The organism is Bradyrhizobium sp. in8p8 (assembly GCF_000426845.1).
GTDB classification, from domain to species: domain Bacteria; phylum Pseudomonadota; class Alphaproteobacteria; order Rhizobiales; family Xanthobacteraceae; genus Bradyrhizobium; species Bradyrhizobium japonicum_C.
Map to the genome: position 1 here is coordinate 361416 of NZ_AUGD01000001.1, position 26557 is coordinate 387972.

Here is a 26557-nt window from a genome sequence, read left to right on the forward strand (position 1 = left end):
GAGAGTTTCTTGGCGCATCGCATTCTCATCGTCGACGACGAGATCCATATCCGCGAGGTCATCCGTGTCGCCCTCAAGAAGGCGGGCATGGACGTGATCGAAGCACGCGACGGCAAGGAGGCACTCGCCCGCTTTGCCGCCGACAGGCCGGATGTGATCGTGCTCGACATCGGCCTGCCCGAATTCGACGGCCTCGACGTCTGCCGCGAGATCCGCAAGACGTCCGACGTGCCGATCCTGTTTCTGTCGGCGCGCGACGAGGAGATCGACCGCATACTCGGTCTCGAGATCGGCGGCGACGACTACGTGACGAAGCCGTTCAGCCCTCGCGAGCTAGTGGCGCGGATCAATGTCATCCTGCGCCGCCTCAGTCCGCGCAATGGCGAGGCCAAGTCCGGTCCGGCCGCGCTCGTGCAAGGTGGGCTCCTGATCGATCCCGAGCAGCACGTGGCTTCGTTTGCAGGGACGCCGCTGAAGCTGACCGCGATAGAGTTCGGCATTTTGCGCGCCTTCCTGACCCGGCCAACGTCTGTGTTCAACCGCGAACAGCTGATGCGGGCGGCATATCAGCTCAATATCCAGGTCTCCGACCGCACCATCGACAGCCATATCCGCAACATCCGCGCCAAGCTCGCGGCGCTCGCCTGCGAGAACGTCATCGAGACCATCCACGGCGTCGGCTTCAAGCTCGGACGCTGCGAGAAAGAGGCATGAGCGCGGCGCCCGACAAATGGCGGCCGTCGCTTGGGCTCGTCATCTTCACGGTGCTGGCCACGGTCGCCATCCTGCCGCTGGTCGGTCTGTTCTTCTTCCGCCTCTATGACAACCAGCTGATCCGCCAGACCCAGGCCGAACTGATCGCGCAGAGCCGCGTGCTCGCGACGATCTATGCGCAGGAGGTCGCGGCAAGACTCGACAGCGGCCTGACGCTCGGTACCGAGGTGCCCCCGGGCGTGCTGCCCGATCCCGGCGACCAGGTCACGCCGATTCGCCCCGCGCTCGATCTCACCGCCAACGACCTGCTGCGGCGTCGGCCCGGTGCCCAAGCAGCAATCCGGCCGGCGCAGCCTGCCTTTGTCGAGATCGGCGCAAGATTGACGCCGATCATCCGCGAGACCCAGAAGGTGACCCTGGCAGGTTTTCGCATCCTCGATCCGCAAGGCGTTGTGATCGCCGGGCGGCAGGAGATCGGGCAATCCCTTGCGCATATCGAGGAGGTCGCCGATGCACTGCACGGGCAGTACCGCGCCACCTTGCGCAATCGTGTGCCGGACAAGCCGCCGCCGCCGATCTACTCCTTCAGCCGCGGCCTCGGCGTGCATGTGTTCTCGGCGATGCCGGTCATCGTCAACAACCGCGTCGCCGGCGTGATCTACACCACGCGTACGCCGAGCAACATCTTCGACCATCTCTACCAGGAGCGGGCCAAGTTCGTGCTGGCCGGCCTTGCCGTCATCCTCGGCACGATCGCAATCGGCATCGTCTTCTCGCGCACCATCACGCTGCCGATGCGCGAACTGATCGACCGTGCCGCCCGAATCGGCCGCGGTGACCGCGAGGCGTTCCAGCCGCTCCGGCACTACGGCACGCGCGAGTTCGCCCAGCTCTCGCACAGCTTTCTCGGCATGGCCGAGCAACTGGCGCGGCGCTCCGACTACATCGCGACATTTTCGGCCCACCTCACCCATGAACTGAAATCGCCGCTGACCTCGATCAAGGGGGCGGCCGAGTTGTTGCAGGACTCCGTTCAGGGCAAATCGGGCGGCCTGACGCCGGCCGAGCAGAAGATGTTCATCGCCAACATCCTGTCGGACACCCAACGGCTGGAAGCAATGGCACAGCGGCTGCGCGAGCTCGCCCGCGCCGAAAGCCTGCCGCAAAACGAGCGCACCGAGCTTGCCCCCGTCATTGCCGATCTCAGGAGCCGGTTCCCGGCAGGCGACATCTCGGCCAGCGGCGACCTCGACCGCCCGGTCGCGATGTCCAGCGAGAAGGCGCTGATCGTTCTGTCGCACCTCGCCGACAACGCGATGCGGCACGAGGCGAGGTCAATCCGGCTGGAGGCGGCCTTCGAGCGCACGACCCTGCTGCTGACCGTGAGCAACGACGGCGAACCGATCTCGCCGCCGAATCGAGACAGGATCTTCGACGCGTTCTTCACCACCCGCCGCGACCAGGGCGGCACCGGGATGGGACTGGCGATCGCGCGCGCGGTGATGGCGAGCCATGGCGGCTCGATCAGGCTCAAGCCCACCGACAAGGGCGCGGCCTTCGAACTCCAATTCCCGGCAGCCTAGATGGCGAACACCCAGGCGGCGACGATGGTGGCGATGGTCACGAGACCAGCGATGGTCCAGCCTGCGGCATATTCCAACTCGGGATGGCCGGTCGCTCGCATGATCTCTGCCGGATCGGCGGAATGCTTCTCTGCCATGACAGCCTCGCACATGACTCCCCGCGTCATATGTAAGTCGTATCAGCCGCCAAGAGGTTCCATCACGGACGTGCGAGAATGACCCAGTTGGCCTTGTTCGGCGGCGGCGAAGACGGCCCTGCGGGGCTCCGCTACACGGACGACTTCATCAACGCCGCCATCGAGCAGGACCTGATCGATCGCATCGCAGCATTGCCGCTGCGGCGCTTCCAGTTCGGGGCCTTCGAAGGCAACCGCCGGGTCGCCTCGTTCGGCTATCGCTACGATTATGCGCTGCAGCGGCTGGCCGAGGCGGAGCCGATCCCGGATTGGGTGACGCCCGTCGCCCGCCGGGTCGAGGCATGGGCGGGGCTGCCGGAGGCCAGCGTCCGGCAGGTGCTGTGTACCGAGTACGAGGTCAGTGTCGGCATCGGCTGGCACCGTGACAAGCCGCATTTCGACAAGGTCTTCGGATTGTCGCTGGGCTCGCCCTGCAAGTTCCGCTTCCGCCGCCGCAGCGGCGACCGGTGGGAACGCCACACGCTCGAGGCCCTGCCGCGCTCGCTTTACATGATGGACGGCGAGGCGCGCTCCGTGTGGGAACACAGCATCCCGCCCGTCGAGGCGCGGCGCTATTCCATCACCTTCCGCACGATGAAACGGACCTGATGGGCGGTCCAAAACAAAACCGCGAAAACAACCCCATGCACAGTAGAAGGCCTGTACCGGGTCGAAGCCGGCAACGCCTCGCCAAGGGTGCCGTGAATCCGCCTCAAGGGCAGCCAACTAATGAGGCGAACTGAAAAGACAGGCCAAATCGGCGAGCCAATATGCCCCACAGGGCCCGCATCACGATGAAGAATTATCTGGCATTTTTCCTCCTTCTGACCATGACCACGGCCTCGGCGCACGGGCCTTTGCCGCACCGGCTGGCTGCGCCGTCCGATCTCGTCCGGGCGGGCCTCACCGATTCCGACACCACGGCCGGCGGCACCGCGCGGCTGTGCGAGCAGGTCACCTTCTCGCGCGGTCTGCGCTACGGCGAGAGCGAGGCCAACGTGCTAGATGTCGCGACCAACGCGACCAAGGCCGACACGCCACGGCCTGTGCTGCTGTTCGTCGCGGGCGACACCTTCACCGGCGACCGCGCGGCGCCGGAGCTGGCCCGTCAGATCCAGGATCAGGTCATGTGCTTTGCCGCACGCAACGGCATGGTCGGGGTCCGCGTCAACTACCGCCTGGCGCCCGCGGCGACCTGGCCGGCCGGCGCCTCCGACGTGGCGTCCGCGCTATCGTGGGTCCACGGCAATATCGACCTGTTCAACGGCGACCACCGCGAGATCGTCGCGGTCGGATACGGTGCCGGCGCGTTCCATCTCGCAACGCTGCTGGCGCATCCCGAGCTGCAGACCGACGGCGCCGACGTCGCCGGCGTCGTGCTGGTGTCCGGGATCTACCGCGTCGGCAAGGACGCGAGCGACAGCGAGAAGGCCTATCTCGGCACCGATGCCGCCCAGTACGACAAGCGCTCGGTCTTCCCCGGCATCCTCAATGTCGATGTGCCGATCGTGCTGGCCTGGGCCGCGGATGATTCCGCCGGCCTCGTGGCGCAGGGCGAAACCCTGAAGAAGACGCTCTGCGGCGCCGGCCACTGCCCGCGCAGCGCATTGCTGCGCAGCCGCGACGGCATTGCGAGCGCCTTCGGCCTCGACGGCTCCGGCGACAGCCTCGCCGAACCCACGCTCCTGCTGGTGCGGCAGCTGGAGGCGCGGGGACTGCCGTAACCGGCGCAAGGCGTTGGGCTGGACAGACCGAGGCCGGGCCTCATGCCGGCTTCAGCGTGGCGAGCGCGTTCTCCAGCAGCGAGCGGACACGCGCGGCATCGCCTGATCTCACCACCGCGGGGTCGAGATAGAGCTCGAGCCCGGGCGCGCGCTCGGTGATGATGCCGCTGTTCGCCGCCGCAGCGTCGTTCAGCGCATCCACCGAATAGGGAATCACCTCTCGGCTGATGCCCTTCATGGTGATCGCCGGCAGCGCATGGGCGCGCACGACGTCGCTGACCAGCGCGAAGGTCTCGTAGCTCAAGACGATACCGCCGGGCTCGGCGATGGATTGCAGGCGCGCGGCGAGGTTCGCTTCCGCGCCGATGATGGTGTAGTCCATGCGGTCGGCGCTGCCGAAATTGCCGACGTTGCAGTAGCCGGAATTGATGCCCATGCGTGAACGGAACGGCTGCTCGATGCCGGACGCCCGCCATTTCGCATTGAGCTCGGCAAGGCGCTGCTGCATGCGCCAGGCCATCTGAAGGCAGGCCTGCGCATCGGCGCGGTCCCCCCGGGTCTCGGGATCGCCGAAGAAGATCAGCATGGCGTCGCCGATGAACTTGTCGATCGTGCCGCCATATTCGTGGGCGATCGCCGACATCTCCGTGAAATATTCGTTGAGCAGCTGCGTCAGCTGCTCCGGCTGGAGCCGCTCGGCGGTCGCGGTGAAGTTCTGGATGTCGGAGAAGAAGATGGTGAGCTTCTTGCGCTCGGTGTGGATGGTGACGTCCTTCTGGCCCGAGAAGATGCTCTTGTAGACCTGAGGCGGAATGTAGCGCGAGATTTTCATCGACAGAGAGGCCAGGAAGTCGTTGGCGGATTCAAGCTCCTTGTTCATACCCTTGATGCGAAGCGCCTGGCGGCGCTGCAGCGACAGGAACGCCAGACCGCTGCCGGCGGCAATCACGAAATAGGCCAGGAGAAACTTGAACGAGAAGATGTTGGCGGCGATCGGCTGGGCAATGATCACCTCCTGGATGCCGCGGACGTCGCCCACCTTCCAGTCCTTCTTCGGGCTTTCCGGGTGGCTGTTGTGGCAGCTGACGCAGGCGGGACCCATGGTGACCGGGGCCACGAGGCGGACCTTGTCGTTGAACAACGAGGTCTCGGTGTCGACGATCTTCTGTTCGGGATCCTTTCGAAGCGCCTCCAGCGCGTCCTTCTCGAACTTGTCGAGCTGGTGGGGCGCCCGGTTCTGGAACGGGAAGTCGGAGACGAAGCGGTAGGTGATGTTCTCCTGCTGCGCACCGATCACCCGGCCGAGTTCGAGCGAGAGCGTCGCCGGGATCGGGATCGCGCCGGGAACGGATTCATAATTGTGCACGACCTTGGTCGTCCCGTTCGGGTTGGCGAGCACGCGCCCGACCACGTTGGATGCGTAGTAGCTGCGCACGCTCGTGATCACTGAATTGAGATCGACCGCCTGGCGGCGCAGCGCCGTACTGCTCAGCTCGGTCAGGTCCAGCCACACTGCCAGGGGCAGGGCAAGCAGGAGGAAGACGATCACGGCGCCCGTGAGAATGCCGCTCTTGCGCTGTTCTTCGGAGATCTCTTGTTTCACCCTGCGGCTCCGTTATGTACGGTTTTGTCGCAAATTGCACAGAATCTGCGACAAAGAATGCGGCGGCACAGAGCCAATAATTCCAGGCCGGCGCAACCCCATTTTGTGGGGTCGCAGCAAATGGCTTTTCGTTTGATCACGGATGCTTAAGATCAGCACCGATCTGCATCCGCCCGGCCGGGAGAAGCCCATGACCGAAACCATCCGCATCAAGCGCTTCCAGGCGCGTCCCGTGATCGTGCCGATGAACCTGCCGCTCCAGACCGCGACCGGCGCGGTCGCCAAGGCGCCGCTGGTGCTGATCGACTGCGAGACCGATCAGGGCGCAGTAGGCCATGCCTATCTGTTCTCGCTCACACCCTCGGCCTTGCGGCCGCTGGCGGCGATGGTCACGGAGATGTCAGATCTTCTCACCGGAGACGAGTTGCTGCCGTTCGAGATCGAACGCAAGCTGGCCCAGCGCTTCACGCTGCTGGGCCTCGCCGGCCTGCAACGGCTGGCGCAATCCGGCATCGACATGGCGGCCTGGGATGCGCTTGCGCGCACACGCAGCCTGCCGCTGGCGCGCCTGCTCGGCGGCGCACCGAAGCCGGTCAGGGCGTACAATTCGAAGGGGCTTGGCATCATGCCGGCCGGCGCCGCTGTCGAGGAAGCCCACAAGTTGCTGGCCGAAGGCTTCCAGGCTGCCAAGATCCGCGTCGGCCGGCCCGATGCGCGGGAGGATCTCGCGGTCGTGCGCGCGGTGCGCAAGGCCGTCGGAGATCAGGTCACGCTGATGTGCGACTACAACCAGGCGCTGACGGTGACCGAGGCCATCCGCCGCGGCGAGATGCTCGACGACGAGGGCCTCACCTGGATCGAGGAGCCGATCCGCCATGACGATTATGCCGGCTGCGCCCGCATTGCGGACGCGCTGCATACGCCAGTGCAGATCGGCGAGAATTTCGACAGCGCGTTTTCGATGCAATCCGCACTCTCGGCGGAAGCCTGCGACTACGTGATGCCGGACGTTCAACGCATCGGCGGCGTCACCGGCTGGCTCCGTGCCGCGGCGCTTGCGCACGCCGCCGGCATCGAGATGTCCACGCATCTGTTCTCGGAAGTGAGCGCGCATCTGCTCTGCGTCACGCCGACCGCGCATTGGCTGGAATATGTCGACTGGGCCGATGCGGTGCTGGCAACACGATTGAAGATCAAGGACGGCTTCGCACTGCCGAGCGAGGAGCCCGGCAACGGGATCGCATGGGACGAGGCGGCGGTGAAGAAGTATCTGGTCGGTTAGGTCGGGGGTGGAGGCTCTCAACGTGTTCGTCATTGCGGCCAATGTCGGCGTATAAGGGCGACTGCATTCGCCGTCTCCGGCGATCTCTTCACGGTGATCTGGGTGCGATACGCACGTCCGGTGCAACTCGGTCGCTGGGATAGACGATCACCTCTTCACCAGGCGCGAGGCCGGAAGCGACGGCCGCGAAGCGGCCGGACCGGCGCAGGAGCTCGATTTGGCGCAGTTCGGCCCGCCCGCCCTTCGCAACATAGACATTCCAGCCTTCACCCCGACGAAATAGCGCGCCCGACGGGACGATCGTGGCTTCGTCCCGCGCGAGGACGGTGATCTGAACATCCACCCGATAGCCATCTCCTAGTCGTGCCCACTGCTTCGCGGGCGAGAGGATGTCGACGAGAACATTGACCCTTTGCTCCTCGACTCCGAGCGTCGAGACCTTCGTGAAAGCTGCCGGCTCGACCCGGCGCACCCGACCCTTCAGTTTTCCCTCCCCACCCCAATTGTCGATGTCGACGTCGGCTCCGGGGCGGATCTCCACCGCATCGGTGCTGAGAACGTCGGCCACGACTTCGAGATCTCTGGCGTCACCGACGTCAAGCAAGAGCGTACCCGGCTGCACGATCGTTTCGCTTTCCTGCGCGACCTTCAGCACCACGCCGGCGACAGGCGACACAACGTTCCAGCTATCCGGGTGGCCGTTGCCATCATTGCCGTACCGGGCCAGCAATGCGCGCATTTGGCTGATCTCATGCTCGGCCGCATGATTCTGAAATTCCGCCGCCCGAAGATCCCGGTCGGCGAGATGCACCGCAAGCTCTGCACGCTCGAGCGCCTGCGTCGTCGCCGCTCCTTGCTGAGCCAGCGTCCGCGCCCTGGTCAAATCGGTATTGGCGTGATCGCTCTGGGCCTTAGCCCGCTCGACGACCGCCCTGGCGCGCTCCAGATTGGCTTCGGCCACTCCCAATCTCTCCTCGACCTCTCGGCGGGTCCGGGGGTCCATCAGGGGCGCTGGGGATGGGGTGATCGTGGCGATGGCGTCGTCGACCTGAACTTGATCGCCAACCTTGAACCGGATCCGGCTCAAGCGCCCCGCAAGCGGCGCGGCGACCGCGTACCGCTCGCGGACGCGCGTCTTGCCATCCTCATCGACAGTGGCGGCGAACCTCCCCTTTGTCACAGCTGCGGTCTCGACCGACACTGAGGCCGGAACCAGGAGCCAGGCCGTAACGCCGGCGGCGGCCAAGAGTCCGGCAGCAATTGCGATATGACGGCCCGTGACGTGCATGTTTACTCCCTGGTCTTGAGAGCTGCGACCAAGTCGATCCGATCAACACGGCCTTTGACAATGCGGGCGCTGGCGGCAGCCGCAGCGAGGACGACGCCGACGGCAATGAGATAAGTCTGCGGGGCGATCACGGCAGGTATCTGGAAGCTCTCGTTGGAGTGAAATCTGGCGATCAGCTCGATAACGGCATGAGAGAGCGGCAGGCCGATCAGAATCCCCAGCGCGATCTCGATAGCGAACTCGCCGAACAGGATGCTCGCAACCTCGCCGCGCGTAAAGCCGAGCACCCTAAGGCTGGCCAGTTCCCATGCGCGCTCCTGCAAGCTGATGCGCGCGCTGTTGTAGACGACCCCTACCGTGATGATGGTGGCGAAGGCCGCAAGGATTCCGGCGGTCACGAAAACGAGCCCGGCGATCTTCTCCATGAACGAAGTGAGCGCATACGCCTTCATCGTCACAGATTCGATGGTCGGCAAGCTCTTGAACCTTTGCCCCAAGGCTATCATCGCAGTCGGCTCAACGTACAGGCTCGCCGCCGAAATCACCGCACCCTCCCCGGTAAAGCGATTCAGGGTCTCGATCTCCATGTAAGATGCCATTCCGATCGCCTCGTCGACGATGGCACTGACCGGCAGATCGCGTTTCCGTCGTCGTCCTTCCATCGCCTCGACCGTGAGGATGTCACCGGCCTTCGCGTCGAGTCGTTCGGCGAGCCGCCGTGTGAGCGTAATTCCGTCGGGGCTTACCGCGATCGGGCGCAGCGTCGCGTCATGCGGCCGCCGCAGCTCATCTCCCGCGGATAGACCGATCACCGAGGTCAAATAACTCTGCTGGCCGGCGCGTAGCCGCACCGGCACGATGCGCTGCCCTTCCACGGCCAAGACACCGGGCTCGCGAGCCAGATCCCGCATTATGGCCCGGTCCATAGGGTGCGGGAACGTCACCGTCGTGTTGCCGCGCTCCACCAGGTTGAACTGCAGGTCGATCATCTCATTGATCGCGTCGCGCCAAAAGATTCCCAACACCATCATTGGGACGGCAAAGGCCACCCCGGCGACGGTCAGCAACGAACGAAATGGACGTCCGGCGGTATTCCGCAAAATCATCAGGAGGCGAGATCTGGTCGCGTTGCCTGGCAGAAGTGTCTCGATCCACGAGCGGCGAAAGCCCAGCGGCGCCGCCGGCCGCATGGCAACCGCCGGCGCCAGCCGGACGACCTGCCGCAGCGCAGTCAGGACGCCAAGCGATGCCGCAGCCAGGCTGATCGCAATCCCGAGCGCCAACGACCACGGCGTCAGCCGAAACGGCAGATCAGGCAAGCGAAAGAAGCTTTGATAGCTCGCAATCATCGCTTTCCCAAAGCTCCAGCCGGCTCCAACACCAAGCGCAGATCCAATCAGCACGATAACGAGGATGAGCTTGAGATAGTGCATAGTTAGCGTCGAGGTTGGAAAACCCAGTGCCTTCAACGCAGCAATCTGCTCGCGTTGGACCGCCACGATCCTCCCCAGAGCGCTGTTGAGCAGGAACGCCGCAACCCCGAAGAAGATGAACGGGATCGTGGTCGACATCACCTTCTGCTGGTTCAGTTCATCCTCGAGGAAGCGGTTAGAAGGCTGATCCCGCCGCTGGACGGCGCCGACCGATCCGTACTGTTCAAGCAAGCGGTCCAGCTCGTCGATAACCGGCTTCGGATCGGTGCCCGGCGCCAGCGAAATGACGGCGTCATTGAAGGCTGCCTTCATATCGAAGGCGGCTTCCGCCGCACTGCGGTCGACCCAAAGGATCGCATAGAGCCGATCGTCGGGAATCGGCAGGCCCGGCTTGACGGCATAGACATATTCGGGCGAAAGCGCGATGCCGGAGACGTGGAAAGCTTCCACCTTCCCGTTGAGCAGGACGCGGACGTCGTCGCCGGGATTCACTCCGTTGACTTCCGCGAACGCTTCGTTCATCGCTGCAGTTCTCGCAGAGCCTGGCTCGGGCGCCGTGCCACGGCGCAAGTGAAGTCGGGCGAGCCTTTCGTCGCCCGCATGGTTGAGCGACACGATCCGGGCCGACACCGGCTGGGATGCAGCCGGCCAATCGACGATGACCTCACGAACGATACGGGGCTCAACCGTCGCAACGCCGGCAATCGATTCGAGTTGCGGGACAATCGACAGCGGCGCCCGCTTGAGCGTCACGAAGATCTGCGGGAACCGCGCAGCCCCGTAGAATCGCTCAACGGCCATGTTGAGCGATTCGTAGGTGGAGACCGACCCGATGAAGACGGCAACGCCGGCTCCGACCAGCAGCGCGATCGTCAGCACCTGCCCTCGCATCGCGCCGATGTCACGCAGCAGTTTTCGATCGAGCAGGCTCACCAGTGCACCTCGTCTGCCGAGAGCCGATGCGCATTGCGCTCCTCGCCGACGATCCGCCCGCCTCCGAGCCGAAGTACGCGATCCGCCATGCCCGCAATTGCAGCATTGTGCGTGATGATGATCGTTGTGGTGCCGAGGCGCTCATTGGCTCGCGCAATCGCCGCCAGCACTACCTTGCCGGTCTCATAGTCCAGCGCGCCCGTCGGCTCGTCGCACAAAAGGACATCCGGCGACTTGACGATGGCACGGGCGACCGCGACGCGCTGCTGTTCGCCGCCGGACAGCTGCGAGGGGAAGTGATCGGTCCGCTTTTCGAGCCCGACGAGCGCAAGCACCTCCCGCGGCTCAAGCGGCTTGTCCGCAATCTCGGTCACCAGCGCGACGTTCTCAAGCACCGTCAGGCTGGGAATGAGATTGTAGAACTGAAAAACGAAGCCCACGTGTTCACGTCGATACCGGGTCAACTCCGCATCAGTTGCGCCGACCAGATTGTGATCCCGCCAATGAGCCTCGCCCGAAGTCGGACTGTCCAGGCCTCCCAGGATATTCAGCAGGGTCGACTTGCCCGATCCGGACGGGCCTAGGAGCACGACGAACTCGCCTTCGAAGATGTCGAGGTCGACGTCGCGCAGCGCATGCACCTCGATCTCTCCCATTCGATAGGTCTTCGAAAGACCCCTGGCGTGAAACACCGGGGATCTCTTGTTACCTTGTTCGAACTGTTGGGCGTCCATGGGCATAACCCGCTCGCCGCCTTCGGGGCCTTATCTGACCGGTGATCAGTGGGACAACAGCACCGGAATTGGCGGCTTCGTCAGGATGCTCCGGGTCGCGCCTCCCAATACGAACTCCCGGAAACGGGAATGGCCGTAAGCCCCCATGACAAGGAGATCCGCCCTGCGGGAGGCCACCTGCTCGGCGAAAACCCTACCGATCGCCCGTCCAGCGGCATCGGCCTCCTCCACGACGACGTCGATGCCATGCTTCGACAGGTTCTTGGCGAGTTCGGACGACGAGCGTCGGCTCGAAATCGTCTTCTCGTTGGTCACGGTGAGGATGCAGACCTCGCGCGCTTTCTCCATGATCGGAATGGCATCAGATATTGCACGCGCAGCCGCGCGGCTGAAATCCCACCCGACAAGAACCCTGTTCAGTTCGAACTCCCTGGAAGCCGACGCTTCCGGAAGCACGACGGTCGGCCGCCCTGAACCGAAGATGATCGATTCAGCATACCATTGATCGTAAGATTCCGGCACCGGCACAATGGCAAGGTCGCGAAGCCGCGCATACTCCACCAGAACGCCCGGCACCTCGGACGACAAACAACGATCGAGAACGAGCTCGTGCGCAACACCGGATTTTTGTGCCGTCGATTCGAAGGTCGCCAGCAGATCCTGGGCATTCTTCCGGCTCTTGTGGGCCTCGCTGGCCACTATTGCCCCGACATTGCCGGCCCCCGCCAGGAAACTGCCAGGCACCTGCACATGAACTTCGCAGGAGACCGCCGCGATGTGGGCGCCGAGGAGAGAGGCCAGCGATACGGCACGGTCGATCACCGCGACCGGGGTCGGGTCGGGATAGCTGGTGAGCGTGAGCAAGATGTCCCTGATTGCCATTTGGACTCTCCGAACTGAAGCTGCCTGAGCATATTCACGCGAGTTCGGGGCAGCTTGATCTAGCTCAGAGTACCGGCGGCTTTCCCTGTGGCGCCAGGCGAGAGGCGGCGGCGTGCCGCGACCTTCTGCTGCGACATCGTCGCGCAGACGGGCCCTTCACTCAACCAACGGCGTTGCGGAGTTGAGCAGCAGGGACGGCTGAAGCGTCGCCGCAGATGCGCCCTCGCATGCTGGTTCATTGCTGTCGATGTCACAGCACGTACTTCGAGGGGCCCCTATGGCCGATCTGCCTTCACTGGATGTTGAATCGCGCGCCCGGGCATTCGTTGGTGACGGTCGTTGCCACGAGCTGGGCGGCGGGCGAGGTCGGCTTCGGAACCGCGACGATCATCCAACGTCCCTGCTTGTTGAGCCAGAACTGCCTCATCGTGGTCGCGACGCGGCGCTCGGTGTATTTCTTCGTCGAGAACAGCGGGACCTTCGACTTCGGCGCGGGGACTTCCTTCCAACCCTCGAACGAATAGAACTCCTGGAAGAAAACGTGCCACTCGATCTTCTGGAATTCATGGTGCGAAACGACGACCCGGACGATCGAGTTTCCCGTAAGCCATTCCGACCCCATCGGGTCAGGTTCGACCTGCAAACACTTCGTGTGTAGTGGCTCCTGAACTTGAAGCAAATTCACTCGCTGACTCTGCGAAAGCATCGCCGAGGTCACGGGCTGCCCTACATTCTTGTCGTTGGCAGGCCCTGAGCAGACCGGGACCGTTGAGGGACCTTGTCCGGTCCATGGATTGTTGCTGCAATAGACGTAGCGCGACCACGACGACCAGCCGGTGGACACGTTTTCCTCCGCCTTGCCCGTCTCGCGGTCCCAAATGCCGGTAAACTTGAGCGTCTTGCTCGGCGGACAGGCCGTGATGGGAGGCCCGGTCCACCAATGGGTGGTCTCGAACTCATAGATGGATTGGTTCGGATGCGGGTACATCACTGCTTTGGCGCTGGTTAGCGCATGATGCTCCGAACACCCCTCGCCCTTGGTATCGAGCCAACAGACGAGCGGAAAGTTATCGCTCGGCCAGCAACCCGCGTTCGCCGGCGAGAATCCGAGAACAGCGATCGCGAGAGGCAACCCAAAGAGACAAGCACGCACTGCAATCTCCGCGTCTGCACCTTTTCGTTGAGCTTGCCCCGTTTCGCCGCCGCCACGTTGACCAAGATCAACGCATTGATCCGTTCATCTCGGAGGTCGAGCTTCCCGATGCCGCGTTCCACGATCAGAAGCGGATCGACTTCAGGAGGACAATGGCGCCCACGTCGTTGCCCGCTGGTTCGACCTCGCCGGCCTCGACGTGGAAGGTGCCCCGAGCCTGTTTCCCGCAAGGCCAAGGGCTTGCTGCTAGGCGCGCGGCAAGGGGCAGCTTCGCGCAAACGCGCGGTCATTGCCGAACGCGACGCCTCGCGCAAAGGAAAAGCCGCCCGCTGCCGGCGGCTACTTCATCAGCCTGAAGCGGCCTCCTTCCACCTTGATCAGAAACGCCGAGCGCTCGTCGTAGCCGTTATGATCGGTTGCGGTCATCGTGGAGAGGCCGTTGTTCAGGTATACGTCCTTGACGCGCTCGAGTTCGTCGCGAAGGGCGGTGCGAAATTCTGCCGTGCCGGGTTTCGCCGTCTTCAAGGCGTTCGGTATCGCCGTCTTGAGGAGCGCCATCGAATCCCACAGATGCGCCGCGAAGATGTTCGGCTTCTGCCCGTTCGCCTTTTCGTAGGCGGACACGAATTGATCCCGAACCTTGCGGAACGGGTCGTCCGCCGGCAGGTCATCGGCGATCGTGAACGCCTCGCCGGTGAAGACGGCGCCTTCGACGCTGGCTCCGCCGAGCTTGATGAATTCCTCGGTGGCCACACCGTGAGTCTGGTAGATCTTGCCGGAATAGCCGCGCTCGCGCAGCGCCTGCTGCGGCAGCACTGCCGGAGTGCCCGCCGAGGCAATGAAGACCGCGTCCGGATTCGTCGCGATGACCTTGAGGGCCTGGCCGGTCACGCTGGTGTCGGCGCGCGCATAGACTTCGTGAGTGGTCAGGGTCAGGCCGAAGGTCGGAGCAAGCCTGCTCACTTCCTTGTAATAGCCCTCGCCATAGCCGTCGGAGACGCCGATGTAGCCGAGGGTTTTCACCCCGGACTTGGCGATGTGCTTGAGAATCGCGAGCGCCATCAGGTCGTCGTTGGGAACGACCTTGAAGGCCCATTTGCGCCGCTCATCCATCGGCTGGACGATGGCGGTCGCCGCGGCCAGCGAGATGATCGGTGTCCTGGCTTCCCGGGCGACATCGAGCATCGGCATCGTCACGGGCGTCAGCGAGGAACCGATGATGGCATCGACGCCGTCCTGAATGACAAGGCGCCGGGCGTTCTGTATGCCCTTGGTCGAATCCGATTCGTCATCGAGAGCGATATAGACGATCTTCTCGCCGCCGATCTCCTTGGGCAGGGCCGCAACCGTCCGCATCTGCGGCTGGCCGAGCGCCGATCCCGGCCCGGTAGCAGACACCACGATCCCCACCTTGATATCGGCGTGTGCGCCGGGGATGGCGAGAATCATTGCAGTGCAAACGCTCAAGGCTGCGAGGCAGCGCCTGATCATGATGTCCTCCCTTATATTCTATTCGCCGACGCAATGTCGCTCCGGCCGCGGCGAAAGTCTGTCCCTACGGCTAGGGACAAGATCCAATCTCAGGGAAGATCGCTTGTCGGACCAACTTTGTGGGGTGATGGAAGCTTGCCGGTCAGACCGCAGCAATGGCCGCGGCAGCAAGTCTGCGGAACCGATGCTCGGAAGGATTCTCGGCCAGACGGCTCCGAGGAGCAACCGCTGGGGCAAGCCTCGTCACATCAGGCCAAGGCTGCGGACCAGCATGTAGATTGCGACCGCAAATATGAGCGCCGCAAAGACCGTATTCAGCGCGCCCTTGCGACCCGCAAGGGAGGTTGCGGAGCGGGCGCCGAGAAGCCCGCCGAGAACGCCGCCGACGATGAACAACCCGGCGAGAGACCAATCCACAAGACCGGACACGGCGTAGTTCGCCGCAGTTGTCAGCCCGAACGCGGTGACCGCCAGGAGAGATGAACCCACCGCATATAATATGGGCATGCCGGTGGCGGCGATCAGGGCGGGGACGATCAGGAAGCCGCCGCCGATCCCGAAGAAGCCGGACAACGCTCCCGTGGCGAGGCCGAAGGCAACAAGCTTCGGCAGATTCTCCCGGCTCAGCCTCACCGATGGCTCGCCCTCGCCGGAGTTCCCCCTCAGCATCAGGGCGCCCACGACCAGCATGATTAGGGCGAAAAGGGCGAGCAGCTTCTGGCCATCGATGATCTTGCCGAGAGTGGAGCCGAGAAAGGCGCCGGCCACACCCGCGACCGCGAACACGGCGGCGCAGCGCCACTTCACGTTTCCGGCACGGACATGGTTGGCCAGGTTGGCAGCCGCGTTGGCCGCGACGGCGACGGCGCTCGTACCAATCGCAATATGAGGGTCGCTCACCCCGACCAGATAGATCAGGAGCGGGACGGCCAGGATAGAGCCCCCGCCGCCGACCAGCCCCAGCGAGAAGCCGACCAACGAACCGGAGGCGATGCCGAGTGCGCCTTGGGTCAGCGACAGCATTGTGAGCTCCTCAATTTGCCGTCACGCAGCTCCTGACGGCACGTGGCAGCCCCGGCAGTTCCAGGGCACTTGACGTCGAGACGGCCAAAGGCCGGCATCATTGCGGCGATCAGTCGGCACCGTTCTGCGTTCGGCGTTGGGCCGCTCGATTACTTTCGGTCGTTTTCAACCGGCAGCCCCGCCTTGCGCCAGGCGTCGATCCCGCCTTCCACGATGAAGGCTTCGCAGCTTCCGTCCAGTTTCGACGCGAGCCGCGACGCATTGATCTGCGTGCGAGCGCCGCTCTTGCAGTGGAAAATGACCTGCTTGCCCTGATGCGCCGCAAGATCGGCCTCGTCGAGCTTGGACAAAGGCAAGTTTCGGGCGCCCACGATCCTTTCGCGGGCATGCTCATTCGCCTCGCGGATGTCGATGAGGATAGCACCTTTCGCCAGGAGATTGCGAGCTTGTGCGGGATTGATAGTGGGTAGCGACATTATCGGCTCCTATGTTGGCTTATCTGCTCCTAGTTCTGACAGGCGCGCAAAACAGCCTGTAGAACGTTGCGAAGAGTTGTTCGATCCGCGGATCGGCAATGCGATACCAGAGCGTCTGGCTCTCCCTCCGGAACGCGACGAGACCCTCGTCGCGCATTTTCGCCAGGTGCTGGGACAGGGCCGACTGTGACAGGCCCACGGCTTGAGCCAGGGAACCGACGTTGTCCTCGCCGCATTCAACCAGCCTGCACAGGATCATCAACCGGCGCTCGTTCGCGAGCGCCCGCAAGATGGCGGCGACCTCGACGGCCTGCTTCTCGAAGGTTTCCGGATCAAATGTTGAGGACGCCATCGGCCTTCTCTTGTATTTTAGATGTTGCTTATTTAGTTTATGCTAATATATCCGTCAAGACCAAACCGGACGATGACATCAGGAGGTTCCAGACATGTCACGACCCATCATCCGATCATTCTTCGACGAGCCGACCAACACGGTGAGCTACCTGGTCGGTGATCCCGCCACGAGAAAGGCCGCTATCATCGACCCGGTGTTCGACTATGACCACAGTTCGGGCGAGGTGGATACGCGATCCGTGGAGGCGATGCTGAAAGCTGCTGAAGATGCCGGCAACACCATCGAATGGGTGCTGGAGACGCACGCTCATGCCGACCATCTCTCGGGCGCGCCGTTCATCAAGGCGAGGACTGGCGCGAAGATCGGTATTGGAGAGCACATCAAGGACGTCCAGCGCATCTTTCGACCGATCTTCAACGCCACCGACTTGAAAACCGACGGCAGCGATTTCGATCATTTGTTCCGCGACGGCGAGCGCTTCAAGATCGGAGAACTCGACGTCGAGGTTCTCTACACGCCGGGGCATACGCCGGCGGACATCTCCTACAAGATCGAGGATGCCGTATTCGTCGGCGACACTCTGTTCATGCCGGACTACGGCACCGCGCGCGCCGATTTCCCCGGCGGCGATGCTCACAAGCTCTACCGTTCGATCAAGCGGCTGCTGGCGCTGCCGTCGGAGACGCGGCTGTTCATGTGTCACGACTACAAGGCCCCAGGCCGTGATACGTTCGCGTGGGAGACCACGGTACGCGAGCAGCGCGAGAACAACGTCCACGTCAGGGACGGCGTTTCGGAAGACGAATTCGTGGCTTTGCGGCAGGCGCGTGACACCAAGCTTTCGGCGCCCAGGCTGCTGCTGCCTTCCATTCAGGTCAATATCCGCGCCGGCAAATTCCCGCCGGCCGAAGCCAACGGGGTGCGCTACCTCACGATCCCCGTGAAGCTGAAGGGCGGCGCGCAGACCTGCGTATAGGCCCGAAACAATCGCATCTCGTGCCGCGGCGCCGGACCCTGATCATACATCGAACGTCAGCTCCGATCTGGTGCCGCTGCGATCTTCGGGATTCAATCTGGCGAGCTGCGCTCCGACCCTGGCGAGGGCGGCCTTGAGAATTGCATGGCTCAGCCCGCGTCCGACTCTTGGATCGTCCGCGGCCAGAGGAGGACATGACAAGCGTCACTCCTTCGGCAAAGCGTATGCGATCACCGCGTCGCCCGTCTTGGTGCCGAGCGAACCATGCCCACCCGCCACCGCCAGGACGAACTGACGTCCATCGGCACCGAGGTAAGTCATCGGCGTAGCTTGCCCTCCAGCCGGTAGCCGGCCCTCCCAGATCTGTTCACCCGTGTTCACGTCGTAAGCGCGCAGATAGTAGTCGAGAGTGCCTGAGAGAAAGGCGACGCCTCCCGCGGTCAGGATGGGCCCTCCGAGGTTTGGCACTCCCATCTTGAAAGGAATCGGCAGCGGCATGAGATCTCTGACCGTACCGTTCTTGTGCTGCCAGAGCACATTTCCGGTGGCGAGGTCCGCAGCGCCCACATAGCCCCAAGGCGGAGCCTGACAGGGCAATCCGAGCGGTGAAGTGAAGGCCGACAGCTTCACTGCGAACGGCGCTCCGAAATTCTCGTTCAGCGCCGGGAGGCTGTTGTCAGGTCTGTTGTGGCCCTGGACATACATGGTCCGATCGTCCGCACGCGGCACGAGTTGAGACACGAACGCGAGCGAGGCAGGCGTTACGAATGCAATCTGTCGCTGCGGGTCGACGGCAATGCCGCCCCAATTGAATACGCCAAAGTTGCCGGGATGAATGAGCGATCCATCGGTAGACGGAGGCGTGAAGCGCCCATCGTATCGCAGGCGGCGAAACTGGATACGGCACGCGAGCTGATCGAACAGCGTCGCCCCCCACATGCTGGCGCCGTTGAGCGGTGTCGGATTGAATGACAGTGCGGACACCGGCTGCGTCGGCGCGGTGTGATCTCCCTTGGCCGCACCTCCCGGAGCGCGCGTCTCCGTCACCGGGAGGACCGGGCTTCCGTTTCGTCGATCCAGCACGAAGACTTCACCCTGCTTGGTCGGCTGGACCAAGGCCGGAACGGTCTGTCCCTTGATGGTCAGGTCAATCAGACTGGGCTGAGAGGGGACGTCGTAATCCCAGAGGTCATGATGCACAGTTTGGAACGCCCAGCGCACCTTGCCCGTGGAGACTTCGAGAGCGACAACCGACGATGAGAACCGCTCGACGCTTTGGCTTCTGTTGCCACCCCATTGATCGGGAGGCTGATTGCCGAGCGGCACGTACACCAGTCCGAGCGCTTCATCCACGCTCATGATAGACCAGCTGTTGGGCGAATTGGCCGTGTAGGTCTGACCTGGGGGCAGCGGCGCCGTCTGGTCGGGGTTACCGGAATCCCAATTCCAGACCAGATCGCCAGTCCGGACGTCAAAGCCACGGATCACACCGGATTGCTCCTTGGTCGAGACATTATCAAGCACCGTACCGCCTACGATCACCAGGCCGCCTGCGACAACCACCGGCGAGGTGGAATAGTAGGCACCCGGCCGAACATTCGGCATGTTGGCCCAAAGGTTGATCTGACCGGTACCCCTGCCAAAGTCGCGGCACACCGCTCCGCTTTCCGGATCGAGCGCGATCAATCGGCCATCCGCGGTGGGCATGAACAGCTTCGCCGTGCAGCTCTTGGTCGGCACGCCGTCCGCCACGGCAATCGGCATGTCAGGTACCGGCTTGTTGATGACCGCGTCCGGAGGATCAGTCTGCGGGCCGGCTGCGGTATCGACGGCTTCCGTGCCGGGAGTCTGGTTCGCGCTGGAAGCGCCGGGATAGTAGGACAGCCCGCGGCAGGTCAAATGCTGAAGGGCAAGCTTGTCGAGGATCTTCGGCTCATAGCGCCAGATCTCCCTTCCGGTGGTCGCCTCCAAGGCAATGACCGACTGATGTGGCGTGCAGAAATAAAGGCGATCGCCAATCTTCAGCGGCGTCACTTCAAACGTCGTCTCCTCGGGATCACCCGGTCGCCCTCGCATGTCGCCAGTGTGATAGGTCCAAGCTACCTCGAGTTTCGCGGCGTTTTGCGGCGTGATCTGACTGAGGGGGGAATAACGCTGGCCAAGTCCAGTGCGCCCATAGGCGTGCCACTCGCCCGGCGGCAGATCCTGCGCTTCTACAGCCGCCGGCTCCGGCGTTGCCTTGGAGACAGACGTCGTCTTTGCCGCCAAGCGATGTGGATCAGTCGTCCAGGACGCGACAGCAACCAGGATCGCAGCGCATAGCGCGATGGACAGCGCCAGTCCGCCGCCATGCCATGCCGATCCCCCGCGAAGTCGAGATGATGCAGATCCCCCATGGGCCAAGCTACCGGCAATCCAGGGGGTCAACAGGATTGCACCCACGATGAAGATGACGCTGCCGCGCGCTGCCAGCGGCCACCAGTCAAGGCCGACCTCCCACAGCGACCAGATCAGGGTGCCGGCGGTCAGGGCGCAGAAGACCCACAATGCCCGTTCGTCTCGGCGAAACAGGAGGATGGAGGTCGCCAGAAACGCGAGGCCAGACAGGGCATAGTACCAGGATCCGCCAAGGTAAATCAGCCAGAGACCACCGACCATCAAGGCGACGCCCATAGCGAGAAGCGCAACAGCCAGCGTCATAAGAATGACGTTCCGAAGCACCATAAATGGCCTCCTTTGTGCCGGGAGAGCGCTTGCTAAGGCTCAGCACCGCCATCAAGAATCACGATGCGCTGGCGCCAGAACAGGGCCGCACGATCACACGAATTTCTTCGGCAACGTGGGCGCTGTCGGTACGTTCCTCGGCTCCTCTCCCTGCTGCGCGGAGTTCATCGTCCTGGGCAGCGATAGACCCGGTGCACAGGAAGCCTTCTGGCCCGAGAGTCAGGTTGGCCGAATCAGCGCGCCAAGGCCGATCCCCGGATTAGGGTGATGCGCTTAAGGAGCGATCAGCTCGACCTTGCCCCAAGCAAGTGAGACGCGGCGCAAACATGGTGCGCCGGTGCACTCCCGCTTTGCCGGCTCCAACAGACATGTGCTCGAGCATGCCTTCTGCTTGAGCATGCCTTCGCCAGCGCGGTCCGCCGCTTTGAATGGCCGATGATGATAGGCAGTGGCAACAATTCGACTGTAGCGGCAAAGCAGGCCCGGGCCCTTCGGGGATTGGCTGCCTCGCTTGCGCGCACCCCAAGCCGAATTCGGGAATGTGCTATCTGGATAGCAGCCCTGAAATCAACGCTACGGCGCCGAGTGCAGTGAACGACAGAACGATTGGAGGATACAGAACCAACGCGGCCTCGAAGCGCAAGAACTTCGGGTGTTCGCCAGCACGATTGGGACGCCCAATGAAGATCAGGGTGGCTGCGGCCGCAAGCATAACAGCTCCGATTAGGATGTTCACGCACGCCTTCCTTTCTCAGAGAGCAAAGGCTCCCAAGCTGGAGGGTGCGACTATCCGCTCGTCCTGGAAAGATTGGACCGTACGCTTTGGTACTGACTTTCTCGACCACCCTTCTTTCGAGTGGAATGCTTTCAGGTGGGGTTCAGGGCGAGCGGGCTCTGGTGGCCATACCGAGAACCCGCTCGCGGGTGCGACTTCTCGAAGCGTCGAGCAGCATCGCTCCTGCCCAGCGATAGACGTTGTGCTCCTTCACCTGCTGTCGCATCAGGTTCATGCGCTCGGCCTGTTCCTCCAGCGGCATTGAGAGTGCAAGCTCGATCGCTGATGCCATTTCTTCGATATCATATGGATTGACAATGAGCGCTTCGGAGAGCTCGCGCGAAGCTCCGGTAAAGCTCGACAGGACAAGCACCCCGGCGCCGTCCTCTCGCGAACTCACGAACTCCTTTGCGACCAGGTTCATTCCGTCATGCAGGCTGCTGACGACGCAGACATCCGCTCCTTTGAACAGCCGGAACACGTCCGAAGGCTCGTAGTGCTGAACGATCAAATGGACCACACGTTGGCGACCTTTGTGCCGTTCGTTTATCTCCGAAGCCAAGTCCTCTGCTTCCGCCTGCAATCTCGAATATGAGCTCAGCTTGCTGCGGGTCGGAGCCGCGATCTGGATGAATGCGAGCCGATCCGTCCAGGTCGGATCTCGCGACAGGAGCGCATCGACGGCCCGCATGCGGTCGAGAATGCCTTTGGTGTAGTCGAAGCGTTCGACGCCGACGATCAGCCGCGTCCCCTCCGCCAGACCGAATTGCGCGATGATGTCGGATCGGCATTGCGCAGCGGCCGGCAGCTTCTCCAGTTCCCTCGGCGGCCATTCGATCGAAATTGGATAGGCGCGTATCCTGGTCTCATGCCCCCCAAGGCTGACCGCCTGCACTTCGCGGTCGATCCTGCTTTCCAGAAAGCGGTCGACGCCTTCGATGAAGTTGTTGCAGTGAAACTGGGTGTGAAAGCCCACGATCGTGCTGCCGAGTATTCCTTCGATGATCTCCTCCTTCCATGGGCAGATGCTGAAAGTCTCCGCATTCGGCCATGGAATATGCCAGAAGGTTATGATCGTTGCCTTCGGCAGGCGCTCACGGATCATCTTCGGGACAAGCGCGAAATGATAGTCCTGGACCAGCACGACGGGATCCTCGGTGCGTGCTTCGGCAACGACTGCATCGGCAAAGCGCTGGTTGATCTGCCGGTACAGTCGCCAATCACCGAGCCTGAACGTGGGACGCACGAAAACAATGTGGCACAGCGGCCACAGCCCTTCGTTGGCGAAGCCGTAATAATACCCGTCCTGTTCCTCTTCGGAGATCCAGATCCGCCGAAGCGTGTAGGCCGGAGCTGCCTCGGGCACACGAATTCTGTCGTGTTCATCGACCGTCTCACAATCCGCGCTGCCGCTGCCATGCGCAATCCACGTGCCGCCGCAGGCGCGGATGATCGGCTCCAGCGCCGAGACCAAGCCGCTCGCCGGTCTCTGCACCACAGTCCCTCCTTCCGAAGCGTTGTGGATGTATGGCTCCCGATTGGCTACGACGATCACTTCGGCCCCAGGCAGCGCCCCATGCAGCACCTGTTGCAACGATTGTGGCGTCCACTCGATTTGACTTGTAACCGCAATGTGTTCGGCGTCACGCAGGAGCTTGTGAATCTCGCGATCGATTGACGAACCACTTGGCTTGGGCTCGGCCCTCTGAGCACCGCGACGCACCTCGTCGACCGCCCGCCGCAAGGCATTCATCCATCCCCTCATCATGATCACGGCAAGGATGATGGTGCCGACGGTCAACACCAGTACGACTCCGGCAAGCGCCGCGAGGAGATACGCCAGCACTTGGCTCGATCTGGCAGCTGCAAAGCTGAGGTCGGTCAGTATAACGAGGTACGACCGCCCACGGCTGCTTGCGACGGGAAAGGCAGCTACAAGAACCCGCCGTCCGCCGCTTGTTATGCTTGCGAAGCTGTCGCTTTCAGATCTGGCGAGTTTTTCGCACGAGAAGTCCGCCGGCATTTCGGGTGTCGGAGCGATCAACGATCCGTCCGTATCGCAAAATCCGACGGCGAGGATCTTCTGGTCGAGTGCTACTCTCTTGAAAAGGTCGGAGAGCCGGTCCCACGCACGTTCTTCCACATCAAGGCTGAGCAACGGCTGGATGGCATTGAAAACCAACTTGGACCTGGTCTCAACATCGCTTCGCGACCATTGCTGTACGATCCCTCCCGTGAACGGTGAGATGCCAAACGCAACGAGTGCCGCCACCGCCAAACCGAACATGCCATAGCGGAGCAACTGCTTGTATGATATCGGCATCACTCAGGCGCTACCATGGTGATCCGAACGAGAGAATGGTGAAGCCGCAGCGCAGCTCACGCTCCGAACAGAACTGGGCCAATGGCATTGCGGTAGTACATGTTGGCACCCGTGAGTGACTGCCGTCAGCTGGGACTGATCGGCAGCCTCTCCGGCGTAACGCCGCCGCGCTCATTGTTGCAGGCCAAGCAAATCGTGCGTGCCACCTGCGCTCCCCGGATTGCCAATCGTTCATGCCGATGCGGCGTCTTCTCTTCACAAGACAAGCAATATGCTTGCGGAACCACGATGAGTGCCGTTCGATTCGGTTTTCTGATCATGAGAGCCCCCGCGGACACTATCGTTTTCAGGAGCCCCGTGAGCAAGCGGCAGCGGGCCGAGTCGGCCATGTTTGGTACGCAAGTGTACCGGATTTCATGCGCGGCAGCGCTGCCGCCAACCCTGCCACGAAATGCCTTGCGGATGTGCCGGAGGCGAAGACGCAAAGACTTGGCAGAGCAGCGCGCAGCGGCCAGCGGCCCCTCGGGGATCACCCGACCGGGGGCCGGTCGTCGTCAGGGACACGGATGCCGCATTCCGTCGTAGCCGAGATATGTTCCTGAAGCGGGGTCATACGACCGATATCGCTGCGAGCAGTATGCATTCGCATCCGCCTGTGCCCGGCTGTTGGCGATCGCGCCTCCGATGATCGCGCCAGCAGCCAGCCCACCCAGCGCTGCGGCCCCGGAGCCATAGCGATCCCTGTGCCATCCACCGTGTCGATGACCTCTGTGGCCATGCCAGCTTCGATACTGCACCTGCTGGACATGGGTGTCCTGCTTGATGGACGTTGGCGAGATCGGAGCGGCAAGCGCAGGAGTGCATGCGACTGACATCAGTGCCGTCACGACGATCATGGGCTTCATGGGTGCCATGGGAAATATCCTCTTCTGTTTGCACGAGGTGCCAACGAGGAGGCATGCGCTGCGTTCCGAGAATCGGCTGCACGAGCGCGGGCAAAAGGTCGCAAGAAACGCGCGTAGAAGCCAGTTGTACGTTACCGCACCAAGCCGCGTACGATCCGCGTCTCTAGAACACGGCTTCACTTCGGCTTGTTAGGCATCGCGTTCTTTCCAGCAATGGAAAGCGCGATCAGGCTGAATGTGATCAGGCGCGGAATGAAGTAGACAGGCTCACTTGCATTCGTCGCTTGCACGACCGCCAGCACGAAGCGCGCAACGGCATCGATTGCGAATGCTGCGGCAAAGAACAGGAAAAAAACATCGGTCGTTCTGCGCCAGAACTTCAGGAAATAGATGCTTGCCATGAGTGATGCGAATGCCGTCGCACCTTCAAGGACGGGAGCCAGATGGTCCATTACTCGGCCTCCCAGATCATTCCAAGCAGCAGGACCGTCATGGCGAACAAGCCGATCGAGACGCGTAGTGCGGAAAGATCGTCTTGAGGAAAGACGATCTTGTCTATCCACAGAGCGCCGTTCTCCAGCGCAAGCCCTGCGAAGCAGACCGCGCTCCATAACAGCAGCCTTGACCTGCTGACAGAGTACGCTCGAACCAGCAGCCAGGCACAGAAGCCGCTCGTTATTGCGCAAAGGCTGTAGATGACCGCCGCCATGTCTAATCCTTTCGGATCCTGAAGGCATCGGAGAATGCCTGAATCCGGCGCGGCTTGTTGTGGATGATGTAAGTGATCGGAATGAGGTGCCGCGAATATGCTTTGCGGAGGGTCTCAACGACAGCCCGCAATTCGGCTCGTGGAGCGAATTCATACAGTGCCGGGCCACCCTCCAGGAAGCCATCGCGCCTAAGCGACGCCAGGGCGTCGGCCATCTCTACCTTGCCCGCGTAAAGACGCTTGGACAGCGATTCGACGTCCCAGCGCTCACCGGGCCGCTCATGGAAAAACAGGAGGGCCTCGAGCTGCGCCACCGAATGGATGTAGCGGCGGACCAGTTCCTTTACATCATGCGGCAACTCTTCGTCAGACATCTTCGATCTCAGCCAGCACTGCGCAAGCCGGGCTATTCAGAAAGCACATAATCAAGATCGTCCGCCGGAGGCGCGCAAGGGATGAATGACGCAGGCAACTTGAAGGCGGCGTCATCCGCATGACGCCGCCTCGTGAGGCTGGAGCAGCTTCGGGGTGCTGCTCGAGACCGGCTCAGTACTTGAATTCTGGCATTTGCTTCAGCTGATCCTTGTTTGTGTTCAGCACCACGTGATCCGGGTACCAGTTGTCATTTCGGCTCGACGGTGTCGATGCGCTTCCCGTCGTGCTTCCTGTCGTGCTTCCTGGATTGGCATTACCTGCTTTCCCAGAGGCATCGTTGGACGCTGTCTTCACCGGCTCCCTTACAAACTTGAGTTGATCGAAACCGACCGCGACGTTGCGTTCACCCATTCCAAGGAATCCGCCTACGCCGATCACTACATTGGCGACTCGGCCGGCCGGGTCCAGGATGATATCGTTGATGTCGCCGATCTTCTCGTTGTTGTTGTTGTAGACGGCAACGCCAACAAGCTTCGATGCCCGCCATTCGCCTTGCTTTTGCATAGAGGCGGGCGAGGCCGTGCTCGGTTGCAGGTTGGGAGCAGCCGGACTCGCGCTATTTTGAGGTGATTGCGCAGCAACCGGAGCGGTCAGAAGCATCGCTGTCGAAACGGCGCACAGAAGCTTTTTCATGTAGTGCTCTCCTAAGGTTGATGGATTGTCACCAACTCCCCGCGCGCCTAGAAGTTCGAAAGCTCGGAAGTGAACCCCTCGTTTTTCATCTAACCAACCAACATGAGGCGCGTGCGCATCTTTTGACGAAGCATCGCCCGCGTAACTGACGGATCACACAAGATGAATTCGACCATGGCTATGACGTCATCCCTAGAGCATTTGCAGTGGGGATTCTCATAGGCGGC

General features: G+C 62.5%; 24 protein-coding genes. 6 read left to right on the forward strand and 18 right to left on the reverse strand.

Annotation, left to right across the window (positions count from 1 at the left end):
- The first annotated feature begins 9 nt into the window (after positions 1–9).
- Together K408_RS0101690 and K408_RS0101695 are read left to right on the forward strand one after the other, a co-directional pair.
- Positions 10–714 carry a response regulator gene (locus K408_RS0101690; protein WP_024337442.1) on the forward strand — a complete coding sequence of 235 codons (705 nt, stop codon included), beginning with the start codon at positions 10–12 and terminating at the stop codon, positions 712–714.
- The gene (locus K408_RS0101695) at positions 711–2297 is read left to right on the forward strand and encodes an ATP-binding protein (RefSeq protein ID WP_024337441.1); all 1587 of its coding nucleotides are present in this window, start codon (positions 711–713) and stop codon (positions 2295–2297) included. Before K408_RS0101690 ends, K408_RS0101695 begins: the two co-directional genes overlap by 4 nt.
- Here K408_RS0101695 and K408_RS42605 read toward each other — a convergent pair.
- A complete protein-coding gene (locus K408_RS42605) occupies positions 2294–2434 on the reverse strand; it encodes a hypothetical protein (protein WP_196232340.1) in 141 nt (46 codons plus the stop codon). The two genes, K408_RS0101695 and K408_RS42605, sit on opposite strands and share 4 nt — an antisense overlap.
- Before the next feature lie 78 nt (positions 2435–2512).
- On the opposite strand from K408_RS42605, the gene K408_RS0101705 reads away from it, so the two are divergent.
- Complete coding sequence (locus K408_RS0101705; protein ID WP_024337440.1) at positions 2513–3082, forward strand: alpha-ketoglutarate-dependent dioxygenase AlkB; 570 nt, start codon at positions 2513–2515, stop codon at positions 3080–3082.
- 185 nt (positions 3083–3267) lie between these two features.
- Positions 3268–4197 (forward strand): alpha/beta hydrolase, encoded by a 930-nt coding sequence (locus tag K408_RS0101710; protein ID WP_024337439.1) that lies wholly within the window; start codon positions 3268–3270, stop codon positions 4195–4197.
- 40 nt (positions 4198–4237) lie between these two features.
- Here K408_RS0101710 and K408_RS0101715 read toward each other — a convergent pair whose 3' ends face one another.
- On the reverse strand, positions 4238–5800 hold the full coding sequence (locus K408_RS0101715) for an adenylate/guanylate cyclase domain-containing protein (protein WP_024337438.1): 1563 nt from the start codon (positions 5798–5800) through the stop codon (positions 4238–4240).
- Positions 5801–5990: 190 nt separating this feature from the next.
- On the opposite strand from K408_RS0101715, the gene K408_RS0101720 reads away from it, so the two are divergent.
- Positions 5991–7082 carry an enolase C-terminal domain-like protein gene (locus K408_RS0101720; RefSeq protein WP_024337437.1) on the forward strand — a complete coding sequence of 364 codons (1092 nt, stop codon included), beginning with the start codon at positions 5991–5993 and terminating at the stop codon, positions 7080–7082.
- Positions 7083–7170: 88 nt separating this feature from the next.
- Here the strand turns inward: K408_RS0101720 and K408_RS0101725 are convergent, their stop codons facing one another.
- The 9 genes from K408_RS0101725 to K408_RS0101765 form a co-directional block, all read right to left on the reverse strand.
- Positions 7171–8370, reverse strand: coding sequence for an efflux RND transporter periplasmic adaptor subunit (locus K408_RS0101725; RefSeq protein WP_024337436.1), 1200 nt, complete (start codon positions 8368–8370; stop codon positions 7171–7173).
- A 2-nt stretch (positions 8371–8372) separates the two neighbouring features.
- On the reverse strand, positions 8373–10115 hold the full coding sequence (locus tag K408_RS0101730) for an ABC transporter permease (protein WP_491018462.1): 1743 nt from the start codon (positions 10113–10115) through the stop codon (positions 8373–8375).
- Positions 10116–10732: 617 nt separating this feature from the next.
- Positions 10733–11470 (reverse strand): ABC transporter ATP-binding protein, encoded by a 738-nt coding sequence (locus tag K408_RS0101735; protein WP_028145775.1) that lies wholly within the window; start codon positions 11468–11470, stop codon positions 10733–10735.
- Between the two features lie 45 nt (positions 11471–11515).
- Positions 11516–12352, reverse strand: a complete 837-nt coding sequence (locus tag K408_RS0101740) for a universal stress protein (protein ID WP_024337433.1) — start codon at positions 12350–12352, stop codon at positions 11516–11518.
- Between the two features lie 292 nt (positions 12353–12644).
- Complete coding sequence (locus K408_RS0101745; protein WP_245265870.1) at positions 12645–13340, reverse strand: hypothetical protein; 696 nt, start codon at positions 13338–13340, stop codon at positions 12645–12647.
- Positions 13341–13844: 504 nt separating this feature from the next.
- Positions 13845–14996: an ABC transporter substrate-binding protein gene (locus tag K408_RS0101750; protein WP_029673904.1), complete on the reverse strand. Its 1152-nt coding sequence runs from the start codon at positions 14994–14996 to the stop codon at positions 13845–13847.
- Positions 14997–15239: 243 nt separating this feature from the next.
- Entirely contained in the window at positions 15240–16019 is a 780-nt protein-coding gene (locus K408_RS0101755; protein WP_024337430.1) for a sulfite exporter TauE/SafE family protein, read from the reverse strand.
- Between the two features lie 149 nt (positions 16020–16168).
- Complete coding sequence (locus K408_RS37475) at positions 16169–16495, reverse strand: rhodanese-like domain-containing protein (protein WP_029673902.1); 327 nt, start codon at positions 16493–16495, stop codon at positions 16169–16171.
- 19 nt (positions 16496–16514) lie between these two features.
- Positions 16515–16847: an ArsR/SmtB family transcription factor gene (locus K408_RS0101765; RefSeq protein WP_024337429.1), complete on the reverse strand. Its 333-nt coding sequence runs from the start codon at positions 16845–16847 to the stop codon at positions 16515–16517.
- Positions 16848–16941: 94 nt separating this feature from the next.
- Here K408_RS0101765 and K408_RS37480 point away from each other — a divergent pair, with 94 nt between their 5' ends.
- Complete coding sequence (locus K408_RS37480) at positions 16942–17826, forward strand: MBL fold metallo-hydrolase (protein ID WP_024337428.1); 885 nt, start codon at positions 16942–16944, stop codon at positions 17824–17826.
- Positions 17827–18030: 204 nt separating this feature from the next.
- On the opposite strand, the gene K408_RS0101775 is transcribed toward K408_RS37480, so the two are convergent.
- From K408_RS0101775 to K408_RS0101805, 7 genes are all read right to left on the reverse strand, one after another.
- Complete coding sequence (locus tag K408_RS0101775; RefSeq protein WP_028145776.1) at positions 18031–20550, reverse strand: glucose/quinate/shikimate family membrane-bound PQQ-dependent dehydrogenase; 2520 nt, start codon at positions 20548–20550, stop codon at positions 18031–18033.
- 878 nt (positions 20551–21428) lie between these two features.
- Complete coding sequence (locus K408_RS0101785; protein WP_024337426.1) at positions 21429–23648, reverse strand: alpha,alpha-trehalose-phosphate synthase (UDP-forming); 2220 nt, start codon at positions 23646–23648, stop codon at positions 21429–21431.
- Between the two features lie 554 nt (positions 23649–24202).
- On the reverse strand, positions 24203–24562 hold the full coding sequence (locus K408_RS40865; protein ID WP_080654820.1) for a BA14K family protein: 360 nt from the start codon (positions 24560–24562) through the stop codon (positions 24203–24205).
- 167 nt (positions 24563–24729) lie between these two features.
- Entirely contained in the window at positions 24730–25005 is a 276-nt protein-coding gene (locus tag K408_RS0101790) for a DUF5985 family protein (RefSeq protein WP_024337425.1), read from the reverse strand.
- Entirely contained in the window at positions 25005–25262 is a 258-nt protein-coding gene (locus K408_RS0101795) for a DUF5985 family protein (RefSeq protein WP_024337424.1), read from the reverse strand. The genes K408_RS0101790 and K408_RS0101795 overlap by 1 nt, the downstream gene beginning before the upstream one ends.
- Before the next feature lie 2 nt (positions 25263–25264).
- Positions 25265–25636 carry a hypothetical protein gene (locus K408_RS37490; RefSeq protein ID WP_024337423.1) on the reverse strand — a complete coding sequence of 124 codons (372 nt, stop codon included), beginning with the start codon at positions 25634–25636 and terminating at the stop codon, positions 25265–25267.
- A gap of 172 nt (positions 25637–25808) precedes the next feature.
- Positions 25809–26330 (reverse strand): PRC-barrel domain-containing protein, encoded by a 522-nt coding sequence (locus tag K408_RS0101805; protein ID WP_024337422.1) that lies wholly within the window; start codon positions 26328–26330, stop codon positions 25809–25811.
- Between the last annotated feature and the right edge of the window lie 227 nt (positions 26331–26557).

Excerpts from the sequence above, each read along its gene's own strand:
- K408_RS0101695 (WP_024337441.1), top strand. The coding sequence starts at position 711 with ATGAGCGCGGCGCCCGACAAATGGCGGCCGTCGCTTGGGCTCGTCATC.
- K408_RS42605 (WP_196232340.1), bottom strand. The coding sequence starts at position 2,434 with ATGGCAGAGAAGCATTCCGCCGATCCGGCAGAGATCATGCGAGCGACC.
- K408_RS0101705 (WP_024337440.1), top strand. The coding sequence starts at position 2,513 with ATGACCCAGTTGGCCTTGTTCGGCGGCGGCGAAGACGGCCCTGCGGGG.
- K408_RS0101710 (WP_024337439.1), top strand. The coding sequence starts at position 3,268 with ATGAAGAATTATCTGGCATTTTTCCTCCTTCTGACCATGACCACGGCC.
- K408_RS0101720 (WP_024337437.1), top strand. The coding sequence starts at position 5,991 with ATGACCGAAACCATCCGCATCAAGCGCTTCCAGGCGCGTCCCGTGATC.
- K408_RS0101725 (WP_024337436.1), bottom strand. The coding sequence starts at position 8,370 with ATGCACGTCACGGGCCGTCATATCGCAATTGCTGCCGGACTCTTGGCC.
- K408_RS0101730 (WP_491018462.1), bottom strand. The coding sequence starts at position 10,115 with ATGAAGGCAGCCTTCAATGACGCCGTCATTTCGCTGGCGCCGGGCACC.
- K408_RS0101735 (WP_028145775.1), bottom strand. The coding sequence starts at position 11,470 with ATGGACGCCCAACAGTTCGAACAAGGTAACAAGAGATCCCCGGTGTTT.
- K408_RS0101740 (WP_024337433.1), bottom strand. The coding sequence starts at position 12,352 with ATGGCAATCAGGGACATCTTGCTCACGCTCACCAGCTATCCCGACCCG.
- K408_RS0101745 (WP_245265870.1), bottom strand. The coding sequence starts at position 13,340 with ATGTACCCGCATCCGAACCAATCCATCTATGAGTTCGAGACCACCCAT.
- K408_RS0101750 (WP_029673904.1), bottom strand. The coding sequence starts at position 14,996 with ATGATCAGGCGCTGCCTCGCAGCCTTGAGCGTTTGCACTGCAATGATT.
- K408_RS0101755 (WP_024337430.1), bottom strand. The coding sequence starts at position 16,019 with ATGCTGTCGCTGACCCAAGGCGCACTCGGCATCGCCTCCGGTTCGTTG.
- K408_RS37475 (WP_029673902.1), bottom strand. The coding sequence starts at position 16,495 with ATGTCGCTACCCACTATCAATCCCGCACAAGCTCGCAATCTCCTGGCG.
- K408_RS0101765 (WP_024337429.1), bottom strand. The coding sequence starts at position 16,847 with ATGGCGTCCTCAACATTTGATCCGGAAACCTTCGAGAAGCAGGCCGTC.
- K408_RS37480 (WP_024337428.1), top strand. The coding sequence starts at position 16,942 with ATGTCACGACCCATCATCCGATCATTCTTCGACGAGCCGACCAACACG.
- K408_RS0101775 (WP_028145776.1), bottom strand. The coding sequence starts at position 20,550 with ATGGTGCTTCGGAACGTCATTCTTATGACGCTGGCTGTTGCGCTTCTC.
- K408_RS0101785 (WP_024337426.1), bottom strand. The coding sequence starts at position 23,648 with ATGCCGATATCATACAAGCAGTTGCTCCGCTATGGCATGTTCGGTTTG.
- K408_RS40865 (WP_080654820.1), bottom strand. The coding sequence starts at position 24,562 with ATGGCACCCATGAAGCCCATGATCGTCGTGACGGCACTGATGTCAGTC.
- K408_RS0101790 (WP_024337425.1), bottom strand. The coding sequence starts at position 25,005 with ATGGACCATCTGGCTCCCGTCCTTGAAGGTGCGACGGCATTCGCATCA.
- K408_RS0101795 (WP_024337424.1), bottom strand. The coding sequence starts at position 25,262 with ATGGCGGCGGTCATCTACAGCCTTTGCGCAATAACGAGCGGCTTCTGT.
- K408_RS37490 (WP_024337423.1), bottom strand. The coding sequence starts at position 25,636 with ATGTCTGACGAAGAGTTGCCGCATGATGTAAAGGAACTGGTCCGCCGC.
- K408_RS0101805 (WP_024337422.1), bottom strand. The coding sequence starts at position 26,330 with ATGAAAAAGCTTCTGTGCGCCGTTTCGACAGCGATGCTTCTGACCGCT.